Source organism: Sphingomonas carotinifaciens (genome assembly GCF_009789535.1).
In the GTDB taxonomy this organism is placed as follows: domain Bacteria; phylum Pseudomonadota; class Alphaproteobacteria; order Sphingomonadales; family Sphingomonadaceae; genus Sphingomonas; species Sphingomonas carotinifaciens.
The window spans coordinates 20,851-47,356 of record NZ_WSUT01000002.1 but is presented as its reverse complement, the minus strand read 5'-3'; the positions used below and the strand labels follow the sequence as shown (position 1 = coordinate 47,356).

General features: G+C 63.4%; 19 protein-coding genes. 8 read left to right on the top strand and 11 right to left on the bottom strand.

Features of this window, described 5'->3' with window-relative positions:
* Positions 1 to 290 precede the first annotated feature (290 nt).
* Both GQR91_RS01540 and GQR91_RS01535 read left to right on the top strand, forming a co-directional pair.
* Positions 291 to 1,289 carry a cell wall hydrolase gene (locus tag GQR91_RS01540; RefSeq protein ID WP_249042495.1) on the top strand — a complete coding sequence of 333 codons (999 nt, stop codon included), beginning with the start codon at positions 291 to 293 and terminating at the stop codon, positions 1,287 to 1,289.
* 88 nt (positions 1,290 to 1,377) lie between these two features.
* The gene (locus GQR91_RS01535; RefSeq protein ID WP_149683352.1) at positions 1,378 to 2,538 is read left to right on the top strand and encodes a glycosyltransferase; all 1,161 of its coding nucleotides are present in this window, start codon (positions 1,378 to 1,380) and stop codon (positions 2,536 to 2,538) included.
* A gap of 27 nt (positions 2,539 to 2,565) precedes the next feature.
* On the opposite strand, the gene GQR91_RS01530 is transcribed toward GQR91_RS01535, so the two are convergent.
* On the bottom strand, positions 2,566 to 3,168 hold the full coding sequence (locus tag GQR91_RS01530) for a PilZ domain-containing protein (protein WP_149683351.1): 603 nt from the start codon (positions 3,166 to 3,168) through the stop codon (positions 2,566 to 2,568).
* 311 nt (positions 3,169 to 3,479) lie between these two features.
* Between GQR91_RS01530 and GQR91_RS01525 the strand changes: the two genes are divergently transcribed.
* Positions 3,480 to 5,444 (top strand): oligosaccharide flippase family protein, encoded by a 1,965-nt coding sequence (locus tag GQR91_RS01525; protein ID WP_149683350.1) that lies wholly within the window; start codon positions 3,480 to 3,482, stop codon positions 5,442 to 5,444.
* A 172-nt stretch (positions 5,445 to 5,616) separates the two neighbouring features.
* Here GQR91_RS01525 and GQR91_RS01520 read toward each other — a convergent pair whose 3' ends face one another.
* Positions 5,617 to 7,104, bottom strand: coding sequence for a hypothetical protein (locus tag GQR91_RS01520; RefSeq protein ID WP_149683349.1), 1,488 nt, complete (start codon positions 7,102 to 7,104; stop codon positions 5,617 to 5,619).
* Positions 7,105 to 7,476: 372 nt separating this feature from the next.
* On the opposite strand from GQR91_RS01520, the gene GQR91_RS01515 reads away from it, so the two are divergent.
* Complete coding sequence (locus GQR91_RS01515; protein ID WP_160146854.1) at positions 7,477 to 8,505, top strand: glycosyltransferase family 8 protein; 1,029 nt, start codon at positions 7,477 to 7,479, stop codon at positions 8,503 to 8,505.
* 88 nt (positions 8,506 to 8,593) lie between these two features.
* Positions 8,594 to 10,120, top strand: a complete 1,527-nt coding sequence (locus GQR91_RS01510; protein WP_149683347.1) for a lipopolysaccharide biosynthesis protein — start codon at positions 8,594 to 8,596, stop codon at positions 10,118 to 10,120.
* Positions 10,121 to 10,140: 20 nt separating this feature from the next.
* On the opposite strand, the gene GQR91_RS01505 is transcribed toward GQR91_RS01510, so the two are convergent.
* The 5 genes from GQR91_RS01505 to GQR91_RS01485 form a co-directional block, all read right to left on the bottom strand.
* The gene (locus tag GQR91_RS01505) at positions 10,141 to 11,013 is read right to left on the bottom strand and encodes a glycosyltransferase family 2 protein (RefSeq protein ID WP_149683346.1); all 873 of its coding nucleotides are present in this window, start codon (positions 11,011 to 11,013) and stop codon (positions 10,141 to 10,143) included.
* 132 nt (positions 11,014 to 11,145) lie between these two features.
* On the bottom strand, positions 11,146 to 12,279 hold the full coding sequence (locus GQR91_RS01500; RefSeq protein WP_211368546.1) for a glycosyltransferase family 4 protein: 1,134 nt from the start codon (positions 12,277 to 12,279) through the stop codon (positions 11,146 to 11,148).
* 33 nt (positions 12,280 to 12,312) lie between these two features.
* On the bottom strand, positions 12,313 to 12,987 hold the full coding sequence (locus GQR91_RS01495; RefSeq protein ID WP_112383685.1) for a sugar transferase: 675 nt from the start codon (positions 12,985 to 12,987) through the stop codon (positions 12,313 to 12,315).
* A gap of 246 nt (positions 12,988 to 13,233) precedes the next feature.
* Positions 13,234 to 14,328 (bottom strand): glycosyltransferase, encoded by a 1,095-nt coding sequence (locus tag GQR91_RS01490; RefSeq protein ID WP_149683345.1) that lies wholly within the window; start codon positions 14,326 to 14,328, stop codon positions 13,234 to 13,236.
* A gap of 59 nt (positions 14,329 to 14,387) precedes the next feature.
* Positions 14,388 to 15,251, bottom strand: coding sequence for a glycoside hydrolase family 16 protein (locus GQR91_RS01485; RefSeq protein WP_160146853.1), 864 nt, complete (start codon positions 15,249 to 15,251; stop codon positions 14,388 to 14,390).
* 538 nt (positions 15,252 to 15,789) lie between these two features.
* Here GQR91_RS01485 and GQR91_RS01480 point away from each other — a divergent pair.
* Both GQR91_RS01480 and GQR91_RS01475 read left to right on the top strand, forming a co-directional pair.
* A complete protein-coding gene (locus GQR91_RS01480) occupies positions 15,790 to 16,629 on the top strand; it encodes a glycosyltransferase family 8 protein (protein WP_164727722.1) in 840 nt (279 codons plus the stop codon).
* A 185-nt stretch (positions 16,630 to 16,814) separates the two neighbouring features.
* Positions 16,815 to 17,726, top strand: coding sequence for a DUF707 domain-containing protein (locus tag GQR91_RS01475; RefSeq protein WP_149683342.1), 912 nt, complete (start codon positions 16,815 to 16,817; stop codon positions 17,724 to 17,726).
* A 64-nt stretch (positions 17,727 to 17,790) separates the two neighbouring features.
* Here GQR91_RS01475 and GQR91_RS01470 read toward each other — a convergent pair whose 3' ends face one another.
* From GQR91_RS01470 to GQR91_RS01460, 3 genes are read right to left on the bottom strand one after another with little or no spacing between them, the layout of a single operon-like run.
* A complete protein-coding gene (locus GQR91_RS01470) occupies positions 17,791 to 19,296 on the bottom strand; it encodes an efflux transporter outer membrane subunit (RefSeq protein ID WP_149683390.1) in 1,506 nt (501 codons plus the stop codon).
* A gap of 54 nt (positions 19,297 to 19,350) precedes the next feature.
* Complete coding sequence (locus tag GQR91_RS01465) at positions 19,351 to 22,590, bottom strand: efflux RND transporter permease subunit (protein ID WP_149683341.1); 3,240 nt, start codon at positions 22,588 to 22,590, stop codon at positions 19,351 to 19,353.
* Between the two features lie 2 nt (positions 22,591 to 22,592).
* Entirely contained in the window at positions 22,593 to 23,813 is a 1,221-nt protein-coding gene (locus tag GQR91_RS01460) for an efflux RND transporter periplasmic adaptor subunit (RefSeq protein WP_112383691.1), read from the bottom strand.
* Between the two features lie 119 nt (positions 23,814 to 23,932).
* Here GQR91_RS01460 and GQR91_RS01455 point away from each other — a divergent pair, with 119 nt between their 5' ends.
* Complete coding sequence (locus GQR91_RS01455) at positions 23,933 to 24,562, top strand: TetR/AcrR family transcriptional regulator (RefSeq protein WP_268878323.1); 630 nt, start codon at positions 23,933 to 23,935, stop codon at positions 24,560 to 24,562.
* 129 nt (positions 24,563 to 24,691) lie between these two features.
* On the opposite strand, the gene GQR91_RS01450 is transcribed toward GQR91_RS01455, so the two are convergent.
* Positions 24,692 to 26,293: a DUF6055 domain-containing protein gene (locus GQR91_RS01450; RefSeq protein WP_149683340.1), complete on the bottom strand. Its 1,602-nt coding sequence runs from the start codon at positions 26,291 to 26,293 to the stop codon at positions 24,692 to 24,694.
* Positions 26,294 to 26,506 lie beyond the last annotated feature (213 nt).

The following is a 26,506-nucleotide window of genomic DNA, read 5'->3' as shown; positions in this document are numbered from 1 at the left end:
GTCTTGGTCTTGAGAGGTGCCGGGGCTGCGCATCACGGATCATTCACATTCTGCCGGCCCATGGCGTGCCGGTCGTCGCGCGATGGAATACCCAATAGCGTCAGATCACGCCAGATTGGCGCCGTGTCCCGAAAACATACGATGTGGCTGCATCGACAATAACTTAAAGAGGGACGGCTGGTGGCCACGGGTTTATGGACGGCGGCGATTACGCGACGTCCAAGGACCAATTTGTGCTGCTTTCCCACTCCCATAGATCAACCCTATGGGGGCTGCTGACGATAGCATTGTTGATCGGCCTGGGTGTTGCATTGCTGACCATGGACGACGACCGGGAATATCTCGATGTCATTCCGATGGAGGCCCCCAAGACTGCGGTTACGCCCACCGAACCGGCGGAAGACGGCATCGCGCTCGACGACCTGATACCGAGCGCAGTCCTCGAATTGTCGCCGCAGGACGCGTTGACCCGCAACCTCGCACTGCCGCTCAGCCGCGCCAGCAATCCGCTTGCCCCGCCCTTCGTCGCGGCGTGGCTGGGTGCGGATCTGGAGCGCTCGACCACCTGCCTGGCAAACGCGGTCTATTACGAAGCCAATGGTGAGCCGATCGCCGGCCAGCGCGCGGTTGCACAGGTGGTGCTCAACCGGTTGCGCCATCCCCGCTATCCCAAGACGATCTGCGACGTCGTCTATCAGGGGTCGGATCGGCCGACCGGGTGCCAGTTCAGCTTCACCTGCGACGGGTCCTTGGCCCGCGCGCCCAATCCGGTGCGATGGAAGAACGCGGTGCAGGTTGCCGAGGCCGCTCTGGCCGGCTGGACCTCCGCCGAAGCGGGACAGGCGACGCATTACCACACGCTGTATGTGTTTCCGAAATGGGCGCCGACGCTGCTCAAGACCGGCATCGTCGGCCAGCATATCTTCTATCGCCTGCCTGGACGCTTCCACGATTACTCGGCCTTCCGCGCTGCGACGCCCCCGGCCGAAGTTGCTCCGCCGATGATCCTGGCGCCGACGATCCCGGACGATACCGGCGTGCTGATGGCAGGAGCGGAGGGCGGTGCACGCCGTGCGGAGGAACAGCCCGTGGCTGGTGCCGCTCGCGTCGGGGTAGGTGGCGGCACGCCTGAAACGATGGTGCGGGCCGAACCGCCCGCCATATCCGCCGTACCTGCCGCCCCGATAGTTGCTCCCGCCACGAACCCAGTGCCGGCGGCAAAGGCCAAATCGGAGGATTATTTCCCTAACCGTCGGAAATCGCGTTCACATCTCCCCCTGACGCAATAAGAGCCGCTGTAAACATATGCGCCGGGCAGCAATGCCCTGCGGGCCGATCTGGTCCGGAATGTTGCGGCCGATCTACAGGATTGCACCCATGAATGTTGTGACGATACCAAGCGAAGCCGAAAGCCGTCCGGCACGCAAGGTCGCCATCATCCATTACTGGTTGGTGACGATGCGCGGCGGGGAGCGCGTGCTGGAGCGGATCTGCGATCTTTATCCCGATGCCGACATCTTCACGCATGTCGTCGATGAAACGGTGTTGTCACAGACGCTGAAGCGGCACCGCATCTTCACCACATCGATCGCAAAACTCCCCTTTGCCCGGTCGCAATATCAGAAATACCTGCCGTTGATGCCACGCGCGCTGGAGACGCTGGATCTCAGCGCCTATGATCTGGTCATCAGTTGCGAGGCCGGGCCGACCAAGGGGGTTATCACCCGCCCCGACGCGGTGCACGTCACCTATTGCCACTCGCCGATGCGCTATATCTGGGACCAGTATCACGCCTATCGCGCAGCGAGCGGCCGGCTGGCGAAGCTGTATCTGCAGATGGTGGCGCCGCGGATGCGGGCGTGGGACCGGATGAGCGCATCGCGCCCCGACCTCATCATGGCCAACAGTCAGTTCGTGCGCCGGCGCATCGCCAAATTCTGGGGCCGCGAAGCCAGCGTCGTCTATCCGCCGGTCGAGGTCGATCTGTTTCAGCGGAGCGACGCGGTGACCGACGAATGCGTATGGATCAGCCAGCTCGTACCCTATAAGCGGCCCGATCTGGCCGTCGATGCCTTTACCCGCACCGGCCGCAAGCTGCACGTGATCGGCGATGGCCCGATGCTGGAGGCGCTGAAGGCGCGTGCCGGGCCGAACGTTCGCTTCACGACACGCATGCGCTTCGACGAACTGCGCGCCGCTTATGCGCAGGCGCGCGCGCTCATCTTCACTGCCGAGGAGGATTTCGGGATCATCCCGGTGGAATCGCAGGCTGCGGGGCGGCCTGTGGTCGTCTTCGGACGCGGGGGGGGCACTGAAACGGTGATCGACGGCGCGACGGGCATCCACTTCCACGAACAGACAGTGGACTCGCTGGTCGAGGCCATGGACCGCTTTGACGCATGGTTGCCCAGCTTCGACCCTGCCGTGGCGATCGCCCACGCCCGGAACTTCGACCGCGCCCGCTTCATGCAGGGCTTTGCCGCAGAAGTACGCCGGGCGGAGGCATTGGTCGCCGCCAATACGGCGCTGACGGATTAAGCGGTAGCGCCGCGACGGGACGCCGACTTATGCGACCGAGAGGTATAATCCGATCGCGGCCGCCCATGCCGCCACGGCTGCGATCACCGCGATCGTCAGCTTGGTGCGCGGGGCATAGGGCTCGACATAAGGTTCAGGCGCATCGCCAAGCTGCAGCGGTTCCGCAATCGACGCTGTGGCCCGCATGCCGTCGGACCGTGGTGCTCCTACCGCCGGCAGAAAGGCGATCGGTGCTTCGATCGGCGTGTGCAAAGCCATGTGCAACATGTCCTGCGTGATCGGCGTGATAAACTCACAGCCATATATGTCCGCATCCCGGCGCATGATGCGCGCCTGGTGCGTGCCGATGCCCGCAAAGCCGATGGATATGGAGGCACCGACCGGCAGATCCGGTGCGCCACTCAGACGAAAACCGGTCAGTGAAAGATCCTCGATCGTCACATCATGCGGGCGCGTGATCTTGTCCCGCAACGTGGCGTTCAGATCGACCGTAAAGCGCGCGAAACCGCGATCGTCGCTCGTCATCTGCGCAGCAATTGGCATGTCGTTCCCCAGTCGTTCCAGGCAGCAATGCAGAGGAAAGGTAAAGGGGCCGTAAACATATCTACCGTCGCTTAGCTTGGCGGGCATACAAAAACAGCGTCAATATTTGGTTACTTCATACGCTTAACGAATTCATTCGAACAGGTACGTGCAAACTGGCGGCATATGATGACGGTATGTAGAAATATCACGCGCGACGACGCAACATCGCTCAACTTCATGATCATGTTCATGCAAGTGGATGCGTCGCATACGCGTGCACGTTACCCAGCATTGCGGGGATGCTCTCCTGTCACGATCACGTTTCTTGTCGCCGATGATTTGCATGGTGCGCCGGGATGGTCGGAAACGCAACGTCATATAGCTGCCAATAGCCGCCGCTGGGGGCAGTATAGCGCATGACGGCTGCGACGGGCACGGGCACGGCCACGGCGTCGCACCGGACGGCGCTGGCCTCGATCCTGACGGTCGGGGGGCGATTGCTGTCGCGGGTCATCGACCTGCTGGCGTTGATCGTGCTGGCGCGGTTGCTCACGCCTGCCGATTTCGGCCTGATCGGTATCGCGATGAGCCTGATCTTCATCGTCGAGGCGATCATGGAGCTGCCAGTATCACAGGTGCTGCTCGTCGAACGCGACATTACGCGCCCGATGATGGACACTGCGTTCACGCTCAGCCTGCTGCGCGGCATCGTACTGGCGATCGTGATCGGTGCCATCGCCTGGCCGTTCGCGGTCGCCTATGGCGACATGCGCCTGTTGCCGCTTGTGCTCGCCCTGTCGATCGCGCCTGCCGTTCGCGGGATCAGCAATCCCCGGCTGGCGCTATATTGCCGCGACCTGGATTTTCGGCGCACCGTCGCCACCGAGATTTTCGGCAAGCTTGGCTCGCTCGCAGCATCGACCGCGGTCGCGCTGGCGACGGGCAGCTACTGGGCACTGGCGATCGGCACGATCGCTTCTCCGGTAATCGCGGCCGGCTTGTCCTTTGTTCTGGCACCCTATCTGCCCACGCTCTCGCTGCGGGAATGGCCCATGTTCCGGAACTTTCTGGGATGGCTGAGCGGTGCGCAGCTCTTTTCCGCCTTTGCATGGCAGATCGACCGGCTGGTACTGGGCTGGCTGGCGATCCCTGCGGTCGTCGGTCGCTTCACCATGGCCGACAATCTTGCCTCCATTCCGGGCCAGGTGCTGCTCGGGCCGATCCTTGGACCGTTGTCGGCCGGGCTCGTTGCCGTGCGGGAAGACCCCAAGAGGCTGCAACAAGCCTATCTGAAGACGTTGTCGGTAGTCGCCCTGGTCGGCTTCCCCGTTCTGACCGGCACCGCGTTGCTGGCACAGCCGCTCGTCAGCCTCGCACTGGATGACAAGTGGCGCAGTGTCGCACCCGTGCTGCAATGGCTGGCGCTGGCGGGCATACCGGGGCTGTTGTGGACGCCGCTCAACGCGCTGGCGCTGGCATTGCGGCGATCCAACCTGATCTTCAACCGTCAGTTGACCGACTTCCTCGTCAAGGTGCCGCTGGTTATCGCGGCAGGCTGGCTGTTTCTGGTTCCCGGCATCGCGGCCGCGCGTGGGATAGCCGCGCTGGTATTGGCCGCCCTGGCCATCGATGCGGCGCGGCGCCTATCCGGGGTAAGCGCCTGGGCACAGGTCAAGGCCATCGGCCGGCCCGCCATCGGCTGCATGGCCATGGCCGCGGTCGTTCTCCCTGCCCTGCAACTGGCCCCGCCCGGACTGTCCAAGATCGGACTGGTCCTGGCCATCGGTCTGCTCGGGGGTCTGGGCGCGCTGATATTTGCGGGGACCACCCTGCTGCTTTGGCATGGGCGCGGCCGCCCTGATGGCGCGGAGGCGATGCTGCTGGGCCTGATGGGCAAGATGGTGCTGCGCGGCCGTTTTTCACCACGCGCCGCGCCCCGGTCGGATGCGCCGCTCAGCACCGCCGAAACCCGCGACCGCATGTTCGCGATTGCCACGGCCAGCAACAAATCCACCGCCGATCCGGCTGCCTCCAGCGTTTACCGCATCCTCGACATCCTGACGCAGGCCAATCTGGTGCAACCGGTACATCCTGCCCCCGTACCGGCGGTCCGTCATCGCGAGACCATCCGTCTCACCTGCCTGAGTTGCAAGAAATCCCTTTCCCTTGAAAGCCCTATCGCGTTGAATGCGATCCACGGCTCGGCGCGGGCGGCAGATTTCCGGATGGCGGCGGAATTTATCGACGTTGCCGGACATTGTGCATCCTGCCGGCCGCATCGCCCGCCGATCGGGGCCGTGCACGTCGATCGGCAGACAGATCCACCGGAGTTTCAGAGTATCCTCACCCAATCCCAAATCACACGCCGCAAGAGGTCTTGACGCATCGTGACCGTTACCAATTCAACCCTCACCGTTACGGCGATTGTCGCAGTCCTGATCGTGGCGTTTCTGCTGCTGAAGTGGCGCTCGAAGAACCGTAGGCGCCGCATGTACCGGAATTACTTCCGGGATTGAGACAGGGGTTCGATTTCGCCCGCTTACAAACGGCCGCTCAGGTACGAACCGGACGCACACGGCGCTGCTGGGTGCGGCGTCGACCGCGATGGCTGGGCTGACCTTGCACAGGCGGCGCTGGTATCGAAACCGTACCGGGGGCCGGATGCATGGCCCGGCGCGAGCGACGGATAGGCTGGCCGACGGCACTCAGGAAGGGCAGCGCAGCCGTGATCGCGAACAGCGCGGCATTATACGCGCCGAAATCGACCAGCGTGCCGGCGACCGCACCGGGCACCATGCACACCAGAATGCTGTAGCGCGCGCCAGTGACGACCCGGCGTATCTCATGGCTGGCACCGCGCAGCGAAAGCGTGAAAATCCGCAGGAAGAACAGGATCATCAGCATGGCACCGACGATGCCGGTGCTGCTGAGTACCGCGACCGGCCAGGAGGATGCGCGCGTCGATCCCACCCCGACGCCATAACCGCCCGTGGCGAACAGCCCTTCCAGGCTGACGGTGTTCCAGCTGCTCCGCTCCGAGAAGGAGCTGCTCGACGTCTTGTTCAGCACGGTCTTGTCGACCAGATCGAACAACCCGCCGAACAGGCTGGGCGTCGCGATGATCAGCGCGATGCAGCACAGGATCGCGGCGCCGATGAACAGCAATTCGATGACCGCGCGCTTCTCATCCGCACCGTGCCGCAGCGCCAGCACGTTGCTGCCGACCGCGATCAAACCGAACACAGCCAGGCCGAGAAACGCGGCGGACGATGTCGATAGCACGGTCAACAGGACCAGCATCAAGGCCAGCGGCATCTCCAGCTTTGCATAGACACCGCCCAGCGCCTGGCCGATCTTCATGAAATAGATCATCGAGGCAAAGGAAAGCACCAATGCGCCATAACCCGAAGCCTCGGTGTTGAAGCCGATCACCCGGCGCATGCCGCCGACATCGTCGCCGTCCATGATCACATAGGTCGCGGTACGCAGCGGAGCGAGCAGACCTGTGCCGGCGGTTGCCATGTCGAGCAGGCCGGCGAACATCGCCACGACACCCCCGACGAAGATCGCCTTGTAGACCAGCCGGCGCGTGTCGGTCTGCAACAGCAGCTGGTAGATCGATATGGTGATCGCAAAGGAGGACAGCAGGTACAAAGGCTGGGTGATATTGCCCGAACCGAAACCCAGTGCGCTGCGCCGGATGTTGTTCAGACCCATGACCGGCGCCCCGCTGAACAGGAAGGGCGCGGTGTAGGTGACCGCCAATGCAAAGGCCATGAACGCGGTCAGCAGGCCCAGCTTGTTATAGTCGATCAGCCCGTCGACCAGCAGATGGGGCCGACCGGATGCCAGAAAGGCCTTGATGCACAACAGTCCTGCGCAGGCGGTCAGGGGCAGGAACGTCGTACCCCCCGTCAGATTGACGGGCAGGATCGCCAGCGATCCGAAAGCGAGGCTGCTGAAGAACAGGTACAGCGTCCACCGGACATCCGCGATGGCCGCGGCAAAGAACAGCAGCCAGAAAATTCCGAGAACGACCATTGCAGCCCCTGAGTTCGGCCCGATCCCGGCCGCGATTTCCGTTTGTGTTCGGCGTCACGCCGATCACCCGGCGGCCAAAGACAGGCATTGGATCGATTTCACCAACGATCTGCCGACGTAATCCTTTGCGAGGTCTCGATAATAGCATTGCCTCCCCCGCAACGCCATCCCGACCGGAGGTGGCTTGATAGGTCGTGCTGCAGGAAAAAGCACATTCAGCGTATCATTTTCACACAGGTCACGAAATCTTGACCTCCCGCCATCACAAGCAACATGGCTAAGCATCGGTAAAGCTGGCGTTTGCACCGCGGTAACCGCCCGCCATGCAGGCCTCTCGTATTTTCAGCCGCTGCGCCAAGCAGGAGTTTTATCGTGGACAACCTGCCCCTGGGTACGCCCGAATGCAATCGGCAGGGCATCGACCGGGTCATCACCTTCGTGACCGACCGGGGCTATCTGGTGCAAAGCCTGATCGCCGCATCGCAACTCGCTGCGCAGCCCGATGTCGTCGCGATCGCCGACATCATTATCTACCTGATCGACATACCCGATGACGAGCAGGCCGCGATTCGAACCGCACTCGGCGCATCGCGGTTCAACTTCCGGTTTCTGGACAGCAGATCCTTCATCCCGGACAGCGCGGACCGTCTGCCCTCGCTGCATGTTCCACGTTCGACGCTGGGCCGGCTGGTGCTCGACGCACACATCCCGGCGCAGTACGACACAATCCTCTACATGGACGGCGACATCCAGATCACCGGTTCGGTCGCGCCCCTGGTTGCGCATGACTGCCCCCCCGGCAAGGTCCTTGCCGGCTGCGACCGGCTGAACAATGGCGGCAAATATGCCAACCCGTCATCCTATCTCAGCCGGCTCGGCATCATGCATCCGACCGATTACGTGAATGCCGGCATCATGTTGGCATCGCGTGCCGCATGGCGCGAATATACCGGCGAGGCGCTTCGTTTCCTGACGAACCATCCAGAATGCTGCAAGCATCACGACCAGAGCGCGCTCAACGCGGCGATCGGCGAGCATCGCATACGGTTTGGCCCGGAATACAACTACACGACATGGTTCCAGGCGGCGGACGGCCAGCATCTCGTCCGCCCGAGGATCGTCCATTTCACCGGTCCGGCCAAGCCGTGGAACTCCCTGAAGGGGCCTTGGGGCACTCGCTATCGCAAGGTCTATGCGGATTTTCTGGCAGCCCACCCCTATTTCACACGCTACCTGACGCTGACCGACAGCCGGGACATCGATCCAAAATATGCCGATCCCTCACCCGCCATGCGGGCGAGACGCACGCTGAAATCGGTGAAGGCGGCAATCGACAGCCGCTGGCATTCCGTCCTACTGCGCAGGTTCCTGCATCGGGCACCGTTCAAACGTCTCGATTGATTGGGTAGTTGAAGTTCGCCACGCAGTCGCCGGGCGGCCGCCATGGTTTGCTGGACCATGAGCGTTTGGAATCGGGATAAGGCGGGCGATGACGGCAGTTACAGAAACGGAAAAGGCGGTGCCCGAGCAGCCGCGCCCTGGCGTCGGCCGGCGTACGGCGGGCAGCGTGGCATGGTTGATGGCGTCCCGCCTGGCGGCGCGGGGGATCGACTTCACGACGCTGATCGTCCTGGCGCGTACCCTGTCGCCGCAGGATTTCGGGCTGATCTCGGTGGCGATGACGTTGATCTTCATCGTCGAAGCAGTGTCGGAACTGCCCATCTCGCAATCGATGGTGCGGCTCGACCGTGTCGGCCGCAGCCATCTCAACACCGCCTTCACCATCGGGTTGATGCGCGGCGGCCTGCTGGCGCTGGTGATCGCGCTGGCCGCGGTACCGTTTTCCTATGCCTATTCGGATTCGCGGCTGGTGCCGCTGATCCTGTTCCTGGCGCTCGCCCCGATCACGCGCGGTCTGCAAAGTCCGGCCATGGTGCAATATGCCCGGCGCATCGATTTCCGGCGCGATCTGGTGATCGAGATCGTCAGCAAGCTGTGCGGCTTTTCGGTCGCCACCAGCCTTGCCATCGCAACCCATTCCTATTGGGCGATTGCGATGGGAACGGTGGTCACGCCGGTTGCCAGCATGGTGCAATCCTACTTCTTTGCGCCCTTCCGGCCACGGCTCAGCCTTGTCCGGTGGCGCAGCTTTGCCGGTTTTCTAGGCTGGGCCAGCCTCGCGCAGGCGCTCGGCGCCCTCAGTTGGCAATCCGACAAGCTGATCCTGGGCCGCTTTATCGGCAAGGCCGATCTGGGCCACTTCTCGATGGCGGCCGACCTGTCGTCCGTGCCCGAACAGGTGCTGGTGGCGCCGGCGATGCGGCCGCTGATGGCCGGCTTCGTGACGATGAAGGACTCATGCGAACGCATGGCGCGGGCCTATCAGCGCATATCGCTGACGCTGCTGACCATCGCGGCGCCGGGCATGGTGGGGCTGAGCCTGATCGCGGATCAGGTCGTGCCCGTCGTGCTGGGGCCGAACTGGATTACCGCGATCCCGATGCTGCGCTGGCTCGCGATCGCACCGATCTTCGTCGTCTGGGTATCGCCGCTCGACCCGATGGCGATGGCGATGGACCGCACCTCCATCTTCCTGCGACAGCGCCTTGTCGAAGTTGCGATCAAGATCCCGTTGCTGATCGGCCTGATCTGGACATTCGGTGTCGCGGGTGCGGTCATCGGCCGCGTGGCGACCAACGCGATCCTGATGGTCGTGACGATGGGCTATGTCCGCAAGCTCGTCGGCCTGCGCATCATCGCGCAATTGATCGCCCCCTGGCGCATCGCCCTGGCGACAGCCGGCATGGCGGCGGCCATCCTGCTGCTGCCGGATGCCCTGCGCCAATCGCTGTCGATCCTCGCGGTCGCCGCCACGGTCATCGTCGGGGGCGTCACCTACATCGCCATCCTGCTCCTTTCCTGGGCCCTGGTCGGACGCCCGGAAGGGATGGAAACCATGGGGATGAAGCTTTTCGCACAGTTGCGAGGCAAATTGTTCAGGCACCGGGCGGCATAGCATCCGGCCCGGCAGGCGCATCAGAACTCCAGAATGCGTTCCGGTTGCAGGCGGCCGGTGACCAGATCCTTCAGGGCCCGCCAATTACCCTCGGCACGCCCCTTGCGATCGATCCAGGGTTCGGGCCTGAATGCCTTGGCGTGGTTGCTCGCCATGTTGCGCGTCATCAACCACAGTGCGTCACGGGCCGGCATCGTCCCCTTGCGGATCAGGTACAGGGGGTTGGCGATCTGCGAGTAGCCGAATTTCTGGCCGGCGGTACGCCCTCCCTTGACGCCCTGATGGACGCCAACAAATGCCTCGGTCCGTGCCACAACGCCGTGATCGCGCAGCCGGCGCGAGAAATCGACATCCTCCTGCCAGGCGTAAAGCGGCAGCCGTTCGTCGAAGCGGACGTCCTTCACCACCGACCAGCGGAACGCCATGTTGCAGCCATAGGTACCCAGCGTCTCGTTCAGCACGAGGTTAGGTGCGGCATCCTCCGCATCGAAGCGCGCGATCATCGCGGATGCGGTTTCGAAGTCGATGCCGGCGCTGTGAATGCCGTCGGCGAGCAGCCGGCCGGTAGTCCCGACCAGTTCCGGATGCGCCTCGAACACGCGGGCGATCCCCTCCAGACAGCGTCGGCTGGGCACGTAATCGTCATCGAAGAAGGCGACGACATCCGGCGCGCTGGTGAGCGCGTTCAACCCGGAATTGCGCTGGTGCGACGATCCCTTGGGGCCTCGCAGAACGGTAACGGTGTTGTCGTGGAAGCCTGCGGGCAGATCCGCATCGGACGCGATGGAAAAGACGATTTCGCAGGGCGTCAGCGTCTGGCGGCGGCAATGATCGGCCCAGCGCGCCAGTTCTTGCGGCCGGCCAACGCTTGCAATGACAATAGCGACCTTCATCGTACCAGCCCGTTTCCCTGCAATTCGATGCAACCGTTGATACGATTACGCATTCCCCGCCCCGACACGCCTATCAAAGGGTTAGGTGTCTGGACACTCCATCGACGCCTACCGCGTATCATTCTGTGCCATCTACTGCCGCGAACAGCGCCGCAGCGTCTCGATCAGAACGTCCCCCGCCCTCTCCCACGTAAAGAGCCCCGCCTGCACCTTCCCCTTAGCCTTCATCGCCTCGCGCAATCCGTTGTCGTCACGCAAGGCACGCATCTGCGCCTGCCAGACGTCCGGCCGGTCGGGCGCTGCGTATAATGCACCCTCCCCACACGCCTCCGGCAGCGCACCGCAAGGCGCGACGATCGCCGGCGTACCCAGGATCATCGCCTCGAGCGGCGGGAGGCCAAACCCCTCCGTCGTGGACGGCATTGCAAAACATAGCGCCTGTTCCAGCAGGCCGCGTAGCTCGGCATCGCTGATCGCGCCGGTGAACAGGACGTCGTCGGGCATGAAGGGATAGGCCGCCTTCATCTCCGCCGCGCTCGCCTTGCCAAGCAGGACCAGCTTCACATCCCCCATCGCGCCATCGGCAAAGGCGCGCAGCAGCACGGCGATATTCTTGTGCGGCTGCGTCGTCGCCAGCGCGACGACATAGCGGCCCGCTGCCAGCTTCAGCCGATCGACCGTCGCCATGTCGCTGGCAAAGCCGAGCACGTGATCGCAGCCATTGGGTATGACGGTGATGCGCGCTTCGGAGGCTACGCCATAGCTGACGAGTTGCTGCTTGGAGAAGTGCGACACGGTGAGCACCTGCACGTTCCGGCGTCCCAGACGCGGAAGCAGGAAGCGATACCAGCGCACGAACGCCTTCGAATAGGATTGCGGCGCGGTATAGACCTGCGCATCGTGGATCATCGTGATGCCGCGCGCAGCCGCCAGCGGCCCGACATTCGACAAGGACAGGATCAGGTCGTCCTGGCCTTGTTCACGTCGCCGTGCCTGTCGTGGCAGGCTGACCTGCTCCCAGAGCTGCCCGCGAACGCGTCCCGCCTTGTGCATGGCCACGCCGGCGATCGACGATGCCGCATCGCCGGGGGGCGCCTCGACCTGTATCCCGCCCGGGAACACATCTTCCAGTTCGTGCCGGCGCGCACCGATCTGATGCAGCAAGGCCATCGAGACGCGCTGGACGCCGGTCGGGCGGGCATAAAGGAAACGCCCGTTGACGAGCAGGCGCCCACCCCCGCTCTTGGATGCACGATCACGCGGCAATAGCTTCAACCCTTCCTGCCTGCCCACGCAGGATCAGCGACTGCCCTTGGCGGCCAGGACCGCAGGCACGGTCATCGCCATGATCTTCAGGTTCAGACCCAGCGACCGATGGCGTGAATAGGCGACATCCAGTGCGACACGGCGCCGATACGTAGTATCGCTGCGCCCGCTGACCTGCCAAAGCCCGGTGATGCCGGGGCGCACGCTGCAATATTCGTTGAAGCGACGACCATAGCGCACGACTTCCGCGGCAACGATCGGTCGGGGGCCGACGATGCTCATCGTGCCGTTGATGAGGTTGAAGAACTGCGGCAGCTCATCAAGGCTGCTTTTGCGCAGGAAGGCGCCCAGCGGGGTGATGCGCGGATCGTTGCGCAACTTGTGATCCCGTGCCCATTCCGCCCGCGCCAGCGGATCGCTCGCCAGAAGCTGCTCAAGCCGTTCGGTAGCGTCGACCACCATCGTCCGGAACTTGAAGCACCGGAACATGCGACCATTACGCCCGATCCTGGGCTGTGCGAAGATCAGCGGCCCCGGGCTGGTGATGTAGATCGCCAGCGCAAGACCGATGAGCAACGGCGCAAAAACGACCACGGCGATGATCCCGACAAGCAAGTCCAGGACACGCAAAAGAGCTTCGCCGGCATTTTTGTCCTTGGGGGTATCGGAGATGCTGATTTCGCCGATCCTTCCTTGTGTCAGGTACATGATGCCAGCCCCTTTCCAGCCAAACAGCGTCGCAGTTTCACGCAACGGAATTGGATTGGATGTGTGTTTTGCCGTATCGCTTCAGCATTGATCGAGTTTTTTACAACTTCTTATCATGCGACGCGAAACTGACATTTCCCCTGAAGCATAAATTCAATGTTTGCAATAAGATTGGTCAGCTGCTTCACCCATATTGGGACGCTTTTTTGCGGTGGACCGGGCGCAACCTTCTTTGACGAAAGGTGTTTAGCGGCCGCCTAGAACGCGTCTTGAAATCTCGACGTGGCGTTTGGCGAAGGCATAGGAACTCAGGCCCTCGATCCCCATTCGTGCCTGCGCCGCAACCGCCCGATCATAGCGCAATGCCGGGTTCGCCAGCAGGCGCTCGATCGCGGTCTCCAGCGCCGTCACACTGCCGCTCTCGACATAGGTGACTTCCGTATCGTCGAAATAGTCACGCAAACCGCCGACATCGGTTGCAATGGTGGCAACCCCGTTCAGCGCCGCTTCCTGCAAGGCCGTGATGCCCGAGGCATGGGCGTTTGGCAGCAGAGGGACGATGGCGATCGCCGATTGCCGGTACAGACTTCTAAGCCCGGCATTGTCGCCTACTCCGGCGATCTCGACATTCGCCACGCCTGCCGCCAGCGACTTTGAACAGGTGGTAGACACGATGCGCAGCCTCCAGTCCGGATGCCTGGCAACCGCCTTGATGAGGGTCGACCAGTCGCGGTGCACGTCATTGCCGACCGCAATGATCAACTTCGATCCCGCGGCGTCGTCGCGAACGGGAGCGACCTTGTCGGAGGCGTTGATGCCGAACAATACGTGTTCGCTTTGCGCATCGGGGAGGCGCGTCCGCGCCATGGTTAGATTCTCGCGCGAATGAAAAGTCAGCACATCGGCGTGACGAAGCAGCCGGCGGTAATATGCGCGGCGCACCTTGGACAATCGGTCCCAACGATCCATCAGCCAGACGCTTTGCGCCAATAGCTTGGGACGCGCCTCTTGATTCAGGCGCTTCACCTTGAACATCTGACTGATAGCGAGATGCTGGGATTCCGTATGCGTCCATACGACGTCCGCGGCGCAGATCGCCGCACGGTTTCGCCAGGCGTGCACGAGATCGAAGCCCAAAATGGCGCGCGCGCCCAGCCGGATCAAACGCCCCAGCCTGCCTTCCGCATGATCTTTCGACGATGTCATCACAGCCACCATCGGTGCCGCGTGACGATACCCATAGGGATCACGCTCGTTGATGCCGATCAGGCTGCCATCGTCGAACTTTCGCCCCCACACGGCCGGGTCATAGCCATAGGCTAGATGAACATGGACTTTCATGCAGTGCCATCCTGTTAACTGCGCGGCACATCCACCTTGATGATCGGATGATGCCGGATCTATTTTCTTACATAGGCCCTGACGTAATCGACCTTCATCTCGCGATCGCCCGGCATCTTGTTGATCGGCCAGCCACCGCCGGCAGCAAGATTGAGCAGGATCATCTTCGGCTGCAGATAGGCCGGCGCTGAATGGAAACAGGCAACCGACCGACCGTCCAGAAAGACGTTGATCGCGTCCGCTTCGACGCTGACTCCGAACCGGTGCATTGCGGTGGTCAGTGACTGTGCCGGAACCCGCACCACCTCCGGCCCCTGGTCGACGCTTTTGCCGTCGGTCCACAGATGGGTCGTGGTGAGATAGGTCGCGGGATCATGGCCATAATATTCCAGCACGTCGATTTCCGGAGAGGCCTGTCCCTTCTTGCCGATCGAGCCCAGCCAGAAGGCGGGCCATACGCCGTCACCCTTGGGCAGCATGGCGCGCATCTCGAAATAGCCTGTGCGTTGCATGAAGCCACGCCCTGCGGCGTCGCTTGACGATAAAAGGCCCGAGCGCCACTTTCCGTCTGCTCCGCGCTTCATCCCGATCGTCAGAATGCCGTCCTTGACGGAGAATGGGAAATTGTCCCCCGGGTCGACAAAGGCGGACTCCCCGAAATCGCCGTTCCATGGCGTATGTGCGGTCCAACGCGTATTGGGGCCATGTGCAGACACATCCAGCGTGTCGAACGCCTCATCGAACGTCACACGATAATCCCGCAAGTTGATCGTTTTTGCACATTTGGGCGGAAGCGGGGTGCAGGCAGCCGTAGTGCCCAGGCTCAATCCTGCACCAAGGCTCAGCCACCAGGACATGCGACGACGATCGCTCATAACAGGCTTGTTGATGTCAATCTGCCGACACTGTCGGATCGCTGCCATGGGCTTACAGCACCTCGAAAGGAGTGAGCATCCACCCGTCCCGAGGCATTTGGGCTGGTGGATGCGTGTTGTTCCGCTCCCGTATCGCCGTTTTGCCTTGGCGGCATTTCTGGCCAACATATCTTTGTGATCGCTGGAAAAACCATGCGATACGAGACCGTCTAAACGGCATGTCCACAAAGAGCCACCCCGACGCAAAAGCTTATATTTGAGTACTTTGTGCCATATCGGCATACATTAGGGGGTTGCGGTGGCAAAATCCCGCGATCTAGGCCCGAATAGGCCATGCCGCGCGGCATGGTAGCGCAATTGACAAGCGGCATCCCGATAAGCAACGGGAATCCGCTGTTTTTCTGTCATGGAAGACGATGTATGCGTGATATCCGACTTGTCCCATTACGCGCATCCACGCCGCACGACGCATGCAAAAGGAATTTCCGTGGCCGTTAATTCTTCATCGCGACGAACATGCGTGTGTTACATCGCCAATGAGGGGTATCTTTTTCAATCGTTGGTCAGTGCCATCCAGGCCAGGAGAATGTCGCCTGCGCATTGCGATGTCATCCTTTTCGACCTGACGGCCGATCGCGGTGCAGAAAGCGCCGATATCGAGAGCGTCTGCATCCAGAACAACATTCTCTACATTTGGGAAAGCCCGGCGTTCTTGGGCAACTTGCACATCATGAATGCCCGTCTTTTTCTCGATCAGATGCTGGCACCGAATTATTCCGAAATTCTCTATCTGGATGGCGACACGCAAGTGGTCGGCGATCTTACTCCATTGCTCGAATTCTCGCCTAGAGACGGTCATCTTTGCGCGGTGCGCGATCCGATGGTCTATCTGAATGGCATCAAACGATTGCCGGACGAGTTCGAGGCCGAAATTCGTCCATTTGGCGAAGATTACGTCAACAGCGGTGTCTTCAGGGTCAATCGGCACAGCTGGGCGGACATATCCCGTGAAGCTCTGGCACAGATCGAGACCGCAACCAGCGCGCTGCATTTCGAAGATCAGACGATCATCAATCGCGTCACCGAGGGTCGTCGTGATTATGCCTCGATACGCTGGAATTTTCCCGGCTTCATCCTTGGCTACGGCCTGGAGGATATTGCGCAGCCATCGATCGTCCACTTCATGTCCAATCCCCGGCCATGGCAAGGATCCTATGCCCCCTGGGGCCGCTCCTGGCACCAGCCCTACGCCGACGTTGCCAGTAAATTTCCGGAAATCCGGCAGTATTGCGACGCTTTGGTATTTCGCAAAAAGGCGGCCTACAAGATCAAGCAAATCGCCAAATCATATGTCGAACGCAAGCTCTGGTTATCGCCGGCTATTGTCGATCATATGAAGACGCTGGAAGGATCATCCTCGATTTAAGCGTTGTTATGATTTTGGTGCGACGTACCACGACCTGTGGATCCGGAGAGTTTGCCATGAAAAAAATTGCCGGATTTACCGATAAGGTATCGCTCCCGATTTGCGGAACCGCACCGACATCGATGGGGCTATGGCGTGGCCGTCGCGATCACGGTGACGTCATGCACGCTATGGATGCGCGATAAATGCTAGGGCCGGCCACATCACGAAATCTCGTCATCACGAGGGCAGGCGCAAACAGCCTGCATGAGCGCTGGCTCGATCCCAGCGGCGGACGGGATTTCGATCTGCTGGTGGCGTCCTTCGTCTCGGGTGACCCGGGTCCGGACACCCGCCCCGGTATCTTTCACATCCATGTTCCGGGCTCAAAGATCCAGGGCTGGAAGGTCACACTTGCACAGCATTCGGACTTTATCGAGCAGTATGATTTCGTTGCCCTGATCGACGACGATATCGACACGAATGCCACCGATCTCAGCCGCCTGTTTGCGATGGGCCAGGAATATGGCTTCAACATCTTCCAGCCGAGCCTGACCTGGGACAGTTTTTGTACCTATGCGGGCACGATCCAGAACCCGTTCTTCAGGTTCCGCTGCGTCAATTATATCGAGATGATGGCGCCCTTCTTTTCGCGCACCGCGCTGAAGCACGTGGCCCCGCTCTTCGAATATGGTTGGGAAAGCGGCATCGATCTGATCTGGGGCAGCGTCCTGCCGCCCGAGTTCCGCCGCTTTGCGATCATCGATGCCATTCCCATCCGGCACACCCGGCCCGTCGGCGTGCTGAAGGAGGCGAATGGTTTTGTCGGACGGACCTACGAGTCCGACATCATGGCCTCGCTCGATCACTTCGGCATGACCTGGCCCAGCCTAGTTGCGTCGTCCGGCCTGACCAGAAACGGGCGATGGGTTGGCAAGATGGGTGTGTCGCTACGCTCAGGCGCCTTGCTCGCGCTGCCCTTCTACTCGCCGGGCCAAGGTGCCCTGCGTCGATCGTTCGACCATATCCGGCATCAATTCTTCCGGAATCCGAAATATTCGGAGGACGCCCGGCACATCCTTGCCCGGGACGTCGTTGCCAGGTCGGGAAACAAGTAAACTACCTCACGCTCCTCGCTGGACCGCAAGCGGCCCGGCGCCGTCATGCGCCGGGCCGGTGCCGTTAGCGGGGCGGTGTTGTTTCGTCCTGTAGGCCGCCGCCCAGGGCGCGGTAGAGTTCGACCGTGTTGCTGGAGCGGGTGAGGCGGGCGCCGACGAGGGTCTGTTCCGCGGCATAGGCGGTGCGCTGTGCGTCGAGGGTGGTGAGGAAGGAGTCGACGCCGGCGCGGAAGCGGGCGTCGGACAGGCGTGCCGCGACCCGCGCGGCATTGGCCCGCGCCGATTGTGCCGACACCTGCTCGCCGATCGTGCCGCGCTGCGCCAGCGCGTCCGCCACCTCGCGGAACGCGGTCTGGATCGTCTTTTCGTAGGTGGCGACCGCCACCTGCTCGGACGCCCGCGCATAGTCCAGATTACCGCGACGCCGACCGCCGTCGAACAGCGGCAGGGCGGCCGCGGGGCTGGCATTGTAGGTGAAGCTGCCCCCGTTGAACAAACCGGACAGCGCCGTGCTGATCGTTCCCAGCGTCGCGGTCAGCGAGATGGTGGGGAAGAAGGCCGCACGCGCCGCGCCGATATTCGCGTTCTCGGCGAGCAACTGATGCTCGGCCTGCAACACGTCCGGCCGGCGCAGCAGCGCCTGCGACGACAGGTCGCCGGGCAGCGAATCCAGCGTATAGGTCTCGCCTCCCAGTTCGCCCGGCAGCATCGTGGCGGGCACGGTGGTGCCGACCAGCAGGTTGAGCGCGTTCTGGTCGCGCGCGATAGTGGTACGCAGCGCCGCGATGTCGTTGCGCGCCGACTGGTAGTTCGTCTCCGCCTGGCGCACTTCCAGTTCGGAGCCGACCCCGATGCGGAACTGCGCCTGGGTCAGGTCGAAGGTCTGCTGGAAGGTCTTCAGCGTTTCCTGCGACAGGCGCAGTTGCTCTTGGTCGGACGCCATGGTCAGCCATGCGCTGGCGATCTCGGCGATCAGGCTGATGCGGGTCGAACGCTGCGCCTCTTCGGAGGCGAGTACCTGCTCCTGGGCCGCGCGGTTCAGGTTGCGCAGCCGGCCGAACAGATCCAGCTCGAAGTTGGAAAAGCCCGCATTGACCGCATAGGCCTCGATGTTTGAGGACTGCTGGCCGGTACCGACGCCGGCCCCGGTTCCACCGGCCCCGCCCCCGGTGCCCGTGCCGGTTCCACCACCCGTGCCCGTGCCGCCCGTGCCGGCACCGGTTCCACCCGTGCCACCCCCGGACGCACCTGCCGCACCGAAGATGTTGTTGGTGTAGATGCCGGTGCCCGACACCGTCGTGGTCGGCACGATGTTCGAACGCTGGACCCGGTACTGCGCCCTCGCCTGAAGCACGTTGGCTGCCGCCACGCGCAGGTCGCGGTTATTGGCCAGCCCCATGTCCACGACCTGGCGCAGGCGCGGGTCGAGGAAGAAGTCGCGCCAGCCGATCGCGGTGATGTCGCGGGCATCGGTCGCCGCGGCCGGATAGGCGCCGCCCTGCGGCAGCGTCACGGGGACGGCGCCGACCGGGCGGACATATTTGGGGGCAAAGTTGCACCCGGCCAGCATGGTGCCGGCCGACAATGCGGCGATCAGGAGGGACTTGTTCAAAACGCTCACGCTTTACGCTCCCTGCGGCGCTGCGCCGCCACCTGATGACTGCGGCGCTGCGCCGCCACCTGACGACCGGTTGCCACCATCGGGTGTCACGTCGGAGGACGCGGACGGGTGCGCACCGGATGTGTCGTCATGCTTGCCGTGCCCGAACAGCCGGCTGACGACGACGAAGAACATCGGCACCAGGAAGATACCGAAGACGGTCGCGGTGAACATGCCGCCCACCACCGACCGGCCGATCGCGTTCTGGCCGCCCGCGCCCGCGCCCGTCGACAGTGCCAGCGGCAGCACGCCGAAGATGAAGGCGAGCGAGGTCATCAGGATCGGCCGCAGACGCAGCCTTGCCGCCTCCACCGCCGCCTCGAACACGCCCATGCCAGCGCGCACGCGCTCCTCGGCGAACTCCACGATCAGGATCGCGTTCTTGGCCGCCACACCGATCGTGGTGATCAGGCCCACCTGAAGGTAGATGTCGTTGTTCAGCCCGGTCAGCGTCGCCGCCAACAGCGCACCGACCACGCCCAGCGGCACCACCAGCAGCACCGCGATCGGCACCGACCAGCTTTCATAGAGCGCGGCAAGGCAGAGGAAGACGATCAGCAGCGACAGCGCATAAAGTGCAGGCGCCTGGCCACCGGACAGTTGCTCCTCGTACGACAGGCCGGTCCATTCCAGGCTGGTGCCGGGCGGCAGCTTGCCATGGATCTCCTGCATCGCCTCCATCGCGGCACCCGTGCTCTGCCCGGGTGCAGGTGCGCCTTGCAGCTGCATGGCCGGCTGACCGTTGTAGCGGGTCAACTGCACCGGCGCCTTGGTCCATTCCAGCGTCGAGAAGGCCGTGAACGGTGCCATCGCGCTGGAGGCGCCGCGGACATAGAAGTCGCCCAGGCTTTCCGGCGACATGCGATACGGCGCATCCGCCTGGAGATAGACGCGCTTCACGCGACCGCGGTCGATGAAGTCGTTGACATAGGCACCACCCCAGGCGGTGGAGATGGTCGAATTGATGGTGGCGATGTCCAGGCCCAGCGCACGCGCCCGGTCCTGATCGACATCGACCTTCAACTGCGGCGCATCCTCCAGGCTGAGCGGGCGGACCTGCGCGACGCGCGGGTCCTGCATCGCCATGCCCAGCATCATGTTGCGCGCCTGGACCAGCTTTTCATGCCCGATCCCGCCGGTATCGACGAGCTGGAGGTCGAAGCCGGTGGCGTTACCCAGTTCCTGCACCGCGGGCGGCACCAGGGCGAAGATCATCGCATCCTTGAACTGCGAGAACGGCCCCATGGCACGCCCGGCGATCGCCTGCGCCTTGTTCTCGGCGCCGGAGCGATCCTCCCACGGCTTGAGGTTGATAAAGGCGAGACCCGCATTCTGGCCCTGCCCTGCGAACGAGAAGCCGCTGATCGTGAACACGCCCTGCACGCTGGCCGCCTCCTTCTGGAGGAAGTGGTCGCGCACGACGCCCAGCGCCTTGTCGGTGCGCGCGGTGGAGGCGCCGGCCGGCCCCTGCACCAGCACGAACACGCTGCCCTGATCCTCTTCGGGCAGGAAGCCCGTGGGCAGGCGCCAGAACAGGAAGCCCATGCCCAGCACGATCATCAGATAGATGACCGCCGACCGCTTCCAGCTCCGCGCGGTGCGCTTCACACCGCCTTCATACTTGTTCGTGCCCCGGTCGAACCGGTCGTTGAACCAGCGGAAGAAGCGCGCCAGCGGGCCGTTGCCTTCATGCTTGGTCGGGTCGTGCGGCTTCAGGATCGTGGCGCATAGCGCCGGCGTCAGGATCAATGCGACCATGACCGACAGCACCATGGCCGACACGATGGTGATCGAGAACTGGCGATAGATCACGCCGGTCGACCCGCCAAAGAACGCCATCGGCAGGAACACCGCGGACAGCACCAGGCCGATGCCGATCAGCGCGCCGCTGATCTCGTCCATCGACTTGCGCGCCGCTTCCTTGGGGCTCAGCCCCTCGGTCTGGATCAGACGCTCGACATTCTCGACGACGACGATCGCGTCGTCGACCAGCAGGCCGATGGCGAGCACCATGCCGAACAGGGTCAGCGTGTTGATCGAATAACCGGCGACCGCCATCACCGCAAAGGTGCCGAGCAGCACCACCGGCACCGCGATCGTCGGGATGACCGTGGCGCGCCAGTTCTGGAGGAAGAGGAACATCACCAGGAAGACCAGGATCACCGCCTCGACCAGCGTGTGGATCACCTGCTCCACCGACAGGCGCACGAACGGCGTGGTGTCGTACGGATAGACGACCTGCACGTCGGCCGGGAAGCCCTTGGCGATCTGCTCGGTCTGCGCCTTCACCGCCTCGACGGTGTCGAGCGCGTTGGCACCCGGCGCCAGGCGGACGCCGAAGCCGGATGCCGGCTTGCCGTTATATTCCAGGCTGAACCCGTAATTTTCCGCGCCCAGCTCGACGCGGGCCACGTCACCCAGCCGCACCACCGCGCCGTTCGGCGTGGTCTTCAGGCGGATGCCCGCAAACTCCTCGGGCGTCTGGAGGCGCGACTGCACCGAGACGGTGGCGTTGAGCATCTGCTCCTTGGTGGCGGGCTGCGCACCGATCTGGCCGGCGGATACCTGCGCGTTCTGCGCCTGCACCGCGGTGCTGATGTCGGCCATGGTCAGCTGGTAGCTGTTCAGCTTGACCGGGTCGGCCCAGATGCGCATCGCATATTGCGCACCGAACACCTGGAGCTCGCCGACGCCGTTCACCCGGCTGATCGGGTCCTGGATGCGCGAGAAGACATAGTCGGCCAGGTCGTTGCCGTTATGCGATCCGTCCTTGGAATAGAGACCCACGACCAGCAGGAAGCTGGCGGCCGACTTCGCCACCTGGATTCCCTGGCGCTGCACTTCCTGCGGCAGGAGCGAGGTCGCAGCCTGCAGCTTGTTCTGCACCTGCACCTGCGCGATGTCGGGATCGGTCCCCTGCTCGAAGGTGAGCGTGATGGTGACCGTGCCCGCCGACGAGGAGGACGACGAGAAATAGCGAAGGTTGTCGATACCCCTCAGCTGCTGCTCGATGATCTGGGTGGTGGTGCGTTCCAGCGTTTCGGCGTCCGCACCCGGATAGGTGGCATTGATCGTCACCTGGGGCGGTGCGATCGAGGGGAACTGGGCGATCGGCAGGCTGCGGATGGCCAGGCCCCCCGCGAGCATCAGGATCAGCGCGATGACCCATGCAAAGATGGGTCGGTCGATGAAATAGCGGGCCATGATTACTTACCCTGTGCTCCGGCCTTTTGCTGGCCGGACGGCTGGGCACCCTGCTGGGCGCCCGCCTGATTGCCGGGCTGGCCGCCCTGCTGACCCGCATTCTCGCGGTACGGCACGGCCTTTACCGGCGTGCCGGGCTGCAGGTTCTGCGCGCCCTCGACCACGACCTTGTCGCCGGCCTTCAGACCGCCCGTGACCAGCCAGTTCTGCCCAACGGTACGCGGTGCGGTGATGACCCGCTGGGCCAGCTTGCCATCGGCGCCCACGACCAGCGCGACCGCCTGGCCCCGCTCGTCACGGGTGACGCCGCGCTGCGGCACGACCAGGGCATGAGCGCGCGTACCCTCGACCAGCTCGGCACGCACGAACATGCCGGGCAGCAACAGACCGCGCGTGTTCGGGAAGACGGCGCGGATCGTCTGGCTGCCGGTGGCGGGATCGACGGTCACGTCGGCGAACTTCAGCGTGCCTTCCTGCGGATAGGTCGATCCATCCTCCAGCTTCAGGCGGACGCGCGCGGCACCGCCCCCGCGGGCGAGCTCGCCCGACATGATCTGCTGGCGCAGGCGCAGCAGGTCGGCGCTCGACTGCTGGATGTCGACATAGATCGGATCGAGGCGCTGGATGGTGGTCAGCGGATCGGTCTGCGACGCGCTGACCAGCGCACCGGTGGTATAGACCGAGCGGCCGATCCGGCCGGAAATGGGCGCACGCAGCGTGGTGCGGTTCAGGTCGATCTGCGCGGTGCGCAGGGCGGCCTGCTGGGCCGCGACGTCCGCCTGCGCCTGCTGGGCGCTGGTGGTCGCATTCTCCAGTTCCTGGCGCGAGATCGCGTTGATCTTGACCAGTTCGCCATAGCGGCGGGCCAGCGCCGCGCTCGATGCGATCGCCGCGCGCGCCCGGGCGACGCCGGCACGGGCATTGGCGACCTGCGCCTGATACGGGGCCGGATCAATCCGGTAGAGTGGCTGCCCCTCGCGCACGAAGTCGCCTTCCTGGAACAGGCGCGCAAGGATCAGGCCGTTGACCTGCGGCCGCACGTCCGACGTCTCGAACGGGCTGGTCCGGCCGGGCAATTCGGTGGTCAGCGTCACCGCCTCGTCCCGCACCTCGACCACGCCGACCTGCGGCGGCCCGGCGGGCTGCTGTTGCTGTTGCTCACCACCCCCGCCGCATCCGGCAAGGATCAACGCCAAACCGAGAGCCGGTACGATGTTTTTCATGGAATCCGCCTGCAAGAGACACTAAGTGTGAGTGATCGATCACTCACATTTTTTGCCCCTGTAATCGGGGCGAACCGACATTGGCAAGAGATAACAAGCAAGATGAGAGGATTACACGCGTGACCCTGGCGCTTCCCCCCTGCTGTTCGCGCCGCACGCCACGCGCGGACGAACGTCGCCGTCACCTGTTGGATACGGCGAGAACGCTGTTTGCCGATAACGGGTTCCATCAAACCGGCATGGCGCAGATCGCGGCCGCCTCCGGCATCAAGGTCGGGCAGATCTACCGGGACTTTGCCAGCAAGGAGGATATCATCGCTGCGATCGCGAGCGAGGATGTCGAGGCCTGGCTTCAGGAGGATTGCGTCCGTGCCGCGATCGCCCGCAACGATCATCCGGCGATCCGCGACTGGATCAACCGCTTCTACGCCTGTGACGAGCCGGTTGAGGAATGCCGGATGATGACCGAGATCATGGCGGAGGCGGCGCGCAACCCGCGCGTGGCCGACATCTACCGGGAAGTCGACAATCGTATCCGCTGCAGCCTGCACGCGGCGCTGGAAGCCCTGGGCGTCGATTGCGTCGGGATCGTCGACCGGGACGTGCTGGTGGATCTAGTCCTGGCGCTGGGCCTCGGCAGCATGATGCGCCGGATCGTCCATCCCGAAACCGATTGCCAGAAACTCGCCGAGTCCTTCCGGGCCTTGATCGACACGCAACTGGCAGCGCGAGCGGAGACGCTGGGATAGCGGGGAGCAATCCCTTGCGTGTCGATCATTCGGCCCGAAGCCAATCACAAGTATGGGCCGCGTATATGTTGCTCTCGAACCAAGCCGCTTATGAGAGCGGCTTGGTCGCCAACGCATATACGCCCCCGCTCAGGCGCAGGGCCGTCCTCCCTCCTTGTTGCCGGACAGCGTGTAGTTGGTGGTCCATGTGCCCGGCGCGGAATCCGCACTGCACGCTTCGACCGGGCCGGTGCGCGGCGTGGCGCCCTCGATCTTCACGCGGTAGGGGAAACGGGTGCCCTTTACCGGTTGACCATTTTCCTGCCAGCCGAGCGTCTCATAGGCATAGGGCGTGGCGGTGACCGCAAGATAAAGCTTCGTGCCGGATGGCGGGGTCAACATGGTCGTGCCACTCCCCTGCCCCCCGGCGGTACCCAGCGGTGCATAATGGGGCGTGCCGTTCGGCTCGACTGCCACGATCGAGAAGCGCCATGCGGCACGGTTGGCGGTGGTGGCGCCGGTCAGAGTCACCTTCACCTGCCGGCCATCGCCGGTGAGCGGAACGATGTGCGTCCCCCATTGCAGCAACGCGCGCTGCGACGGCGGATCGTAGAGCGTGGCGTCCCCGCCTGCGACCGGAACCAGCGGGGTGGTGAAATGCGCCAGCCAGCTTGTCGTGCGCGTCGGACGCAACTGGTCCAGCATCGTCCGCTGGTTGAGGAAGTCCATCGCCACCAGCCGCGCGCCGTACCAGCCGGCATCGTCGGCGAACGAGGCAAGGCCGTTCGGATAGGTTCCCGCTTCCTGCGCCAGCCGGACCAAGGCGGGCAGATAATCCTCCTGCGTGGCGCCACTGGCATCGCGACGGTTACGCAGCCAGGTGCCGAACACCAGCGCGCGGGTGGCGTCCCGCTCGTACAGATAGGTCATGATCGGATTTGCACCGTAGCGCGCGACCGAGAAGAGGAAGCCGTTTTCCAGCTGGTTCAGATAATCGGCACTGGTCGCATTGAAGACGGGATTGACGGTAAAGGCATTCCATTCCGCCCCCGTTTCCCAGATCATCCCGGCATCGTCCTTGTCGCGAAAACCGCCCGTATAGAACTGGATCATGTGGCCAAATTCGTGGACCAGCACGTTTGAGCCCTTGAGCACGGCCCAGGCGGAAACCGACATTGTCTCCGCGGCATTCGCCCCGCACTCTTCCAGATCGTCGCCCTCCTGGATGGGCCGGCCGGTGCCGCACAGGAAGATGTCGAGCTTCTGCCGGTCGCTGCCGCTGGCAAAGGGCATGGGCGCTTCCAGCACGTCGCGATTGATCAGCCACTGCTTTTCCATCCACTCGCCTGTTTCGCGAACCACCTGCTCCATCGACCGGCCTTGCTCCGCGATCGTCCGGTAGAAATTGCCTGCGGTGTTCTTGCCATACCAGATGGAAAAATGCTGAGTGGTATGAAGCGCCAGCTTCCCGTCCCGCACCAGTTCGGGCGAGGTCATGCCCGGGCGATAGTTGATGCGGTAGCTTGCCGGATCGGCCACGGACGCTCGCGCGGCGACTTCGCGGTCGATCAGCGTGCGATCGGCATCGGAGAAGGACTCCGCCCGGAACTGGCGTCGGCAGCCATCCTCCCATTCCAGCACGACCGTGCGACGTGCTTCTCCATAATCTTCGCCATAAGCCTGGACGAGGCGCGCCGAAAATGGCGCGCCGCTGGCAGTGCCCGGCGTCGCTTCGGGGCGTTCGGCCTCCACCGTGGATCGCGGAGTCCAGGTCCGTAAGGCCCCCCGCCCCCAAGGATAGCGGCTCGATCGGCTTTGACATCCCAGCGCTGCGACCGCTTGCGGCGCGGCGGTGACCGTGGGCGCTGCGCTTGTTGGAATGGTGGAGGCAGCGGGTTCGGCGCCATCCTGACCGCAGGCACCAAGCGATACGGACCATGTCGCCGCCAAGAGAAGAATTGGACG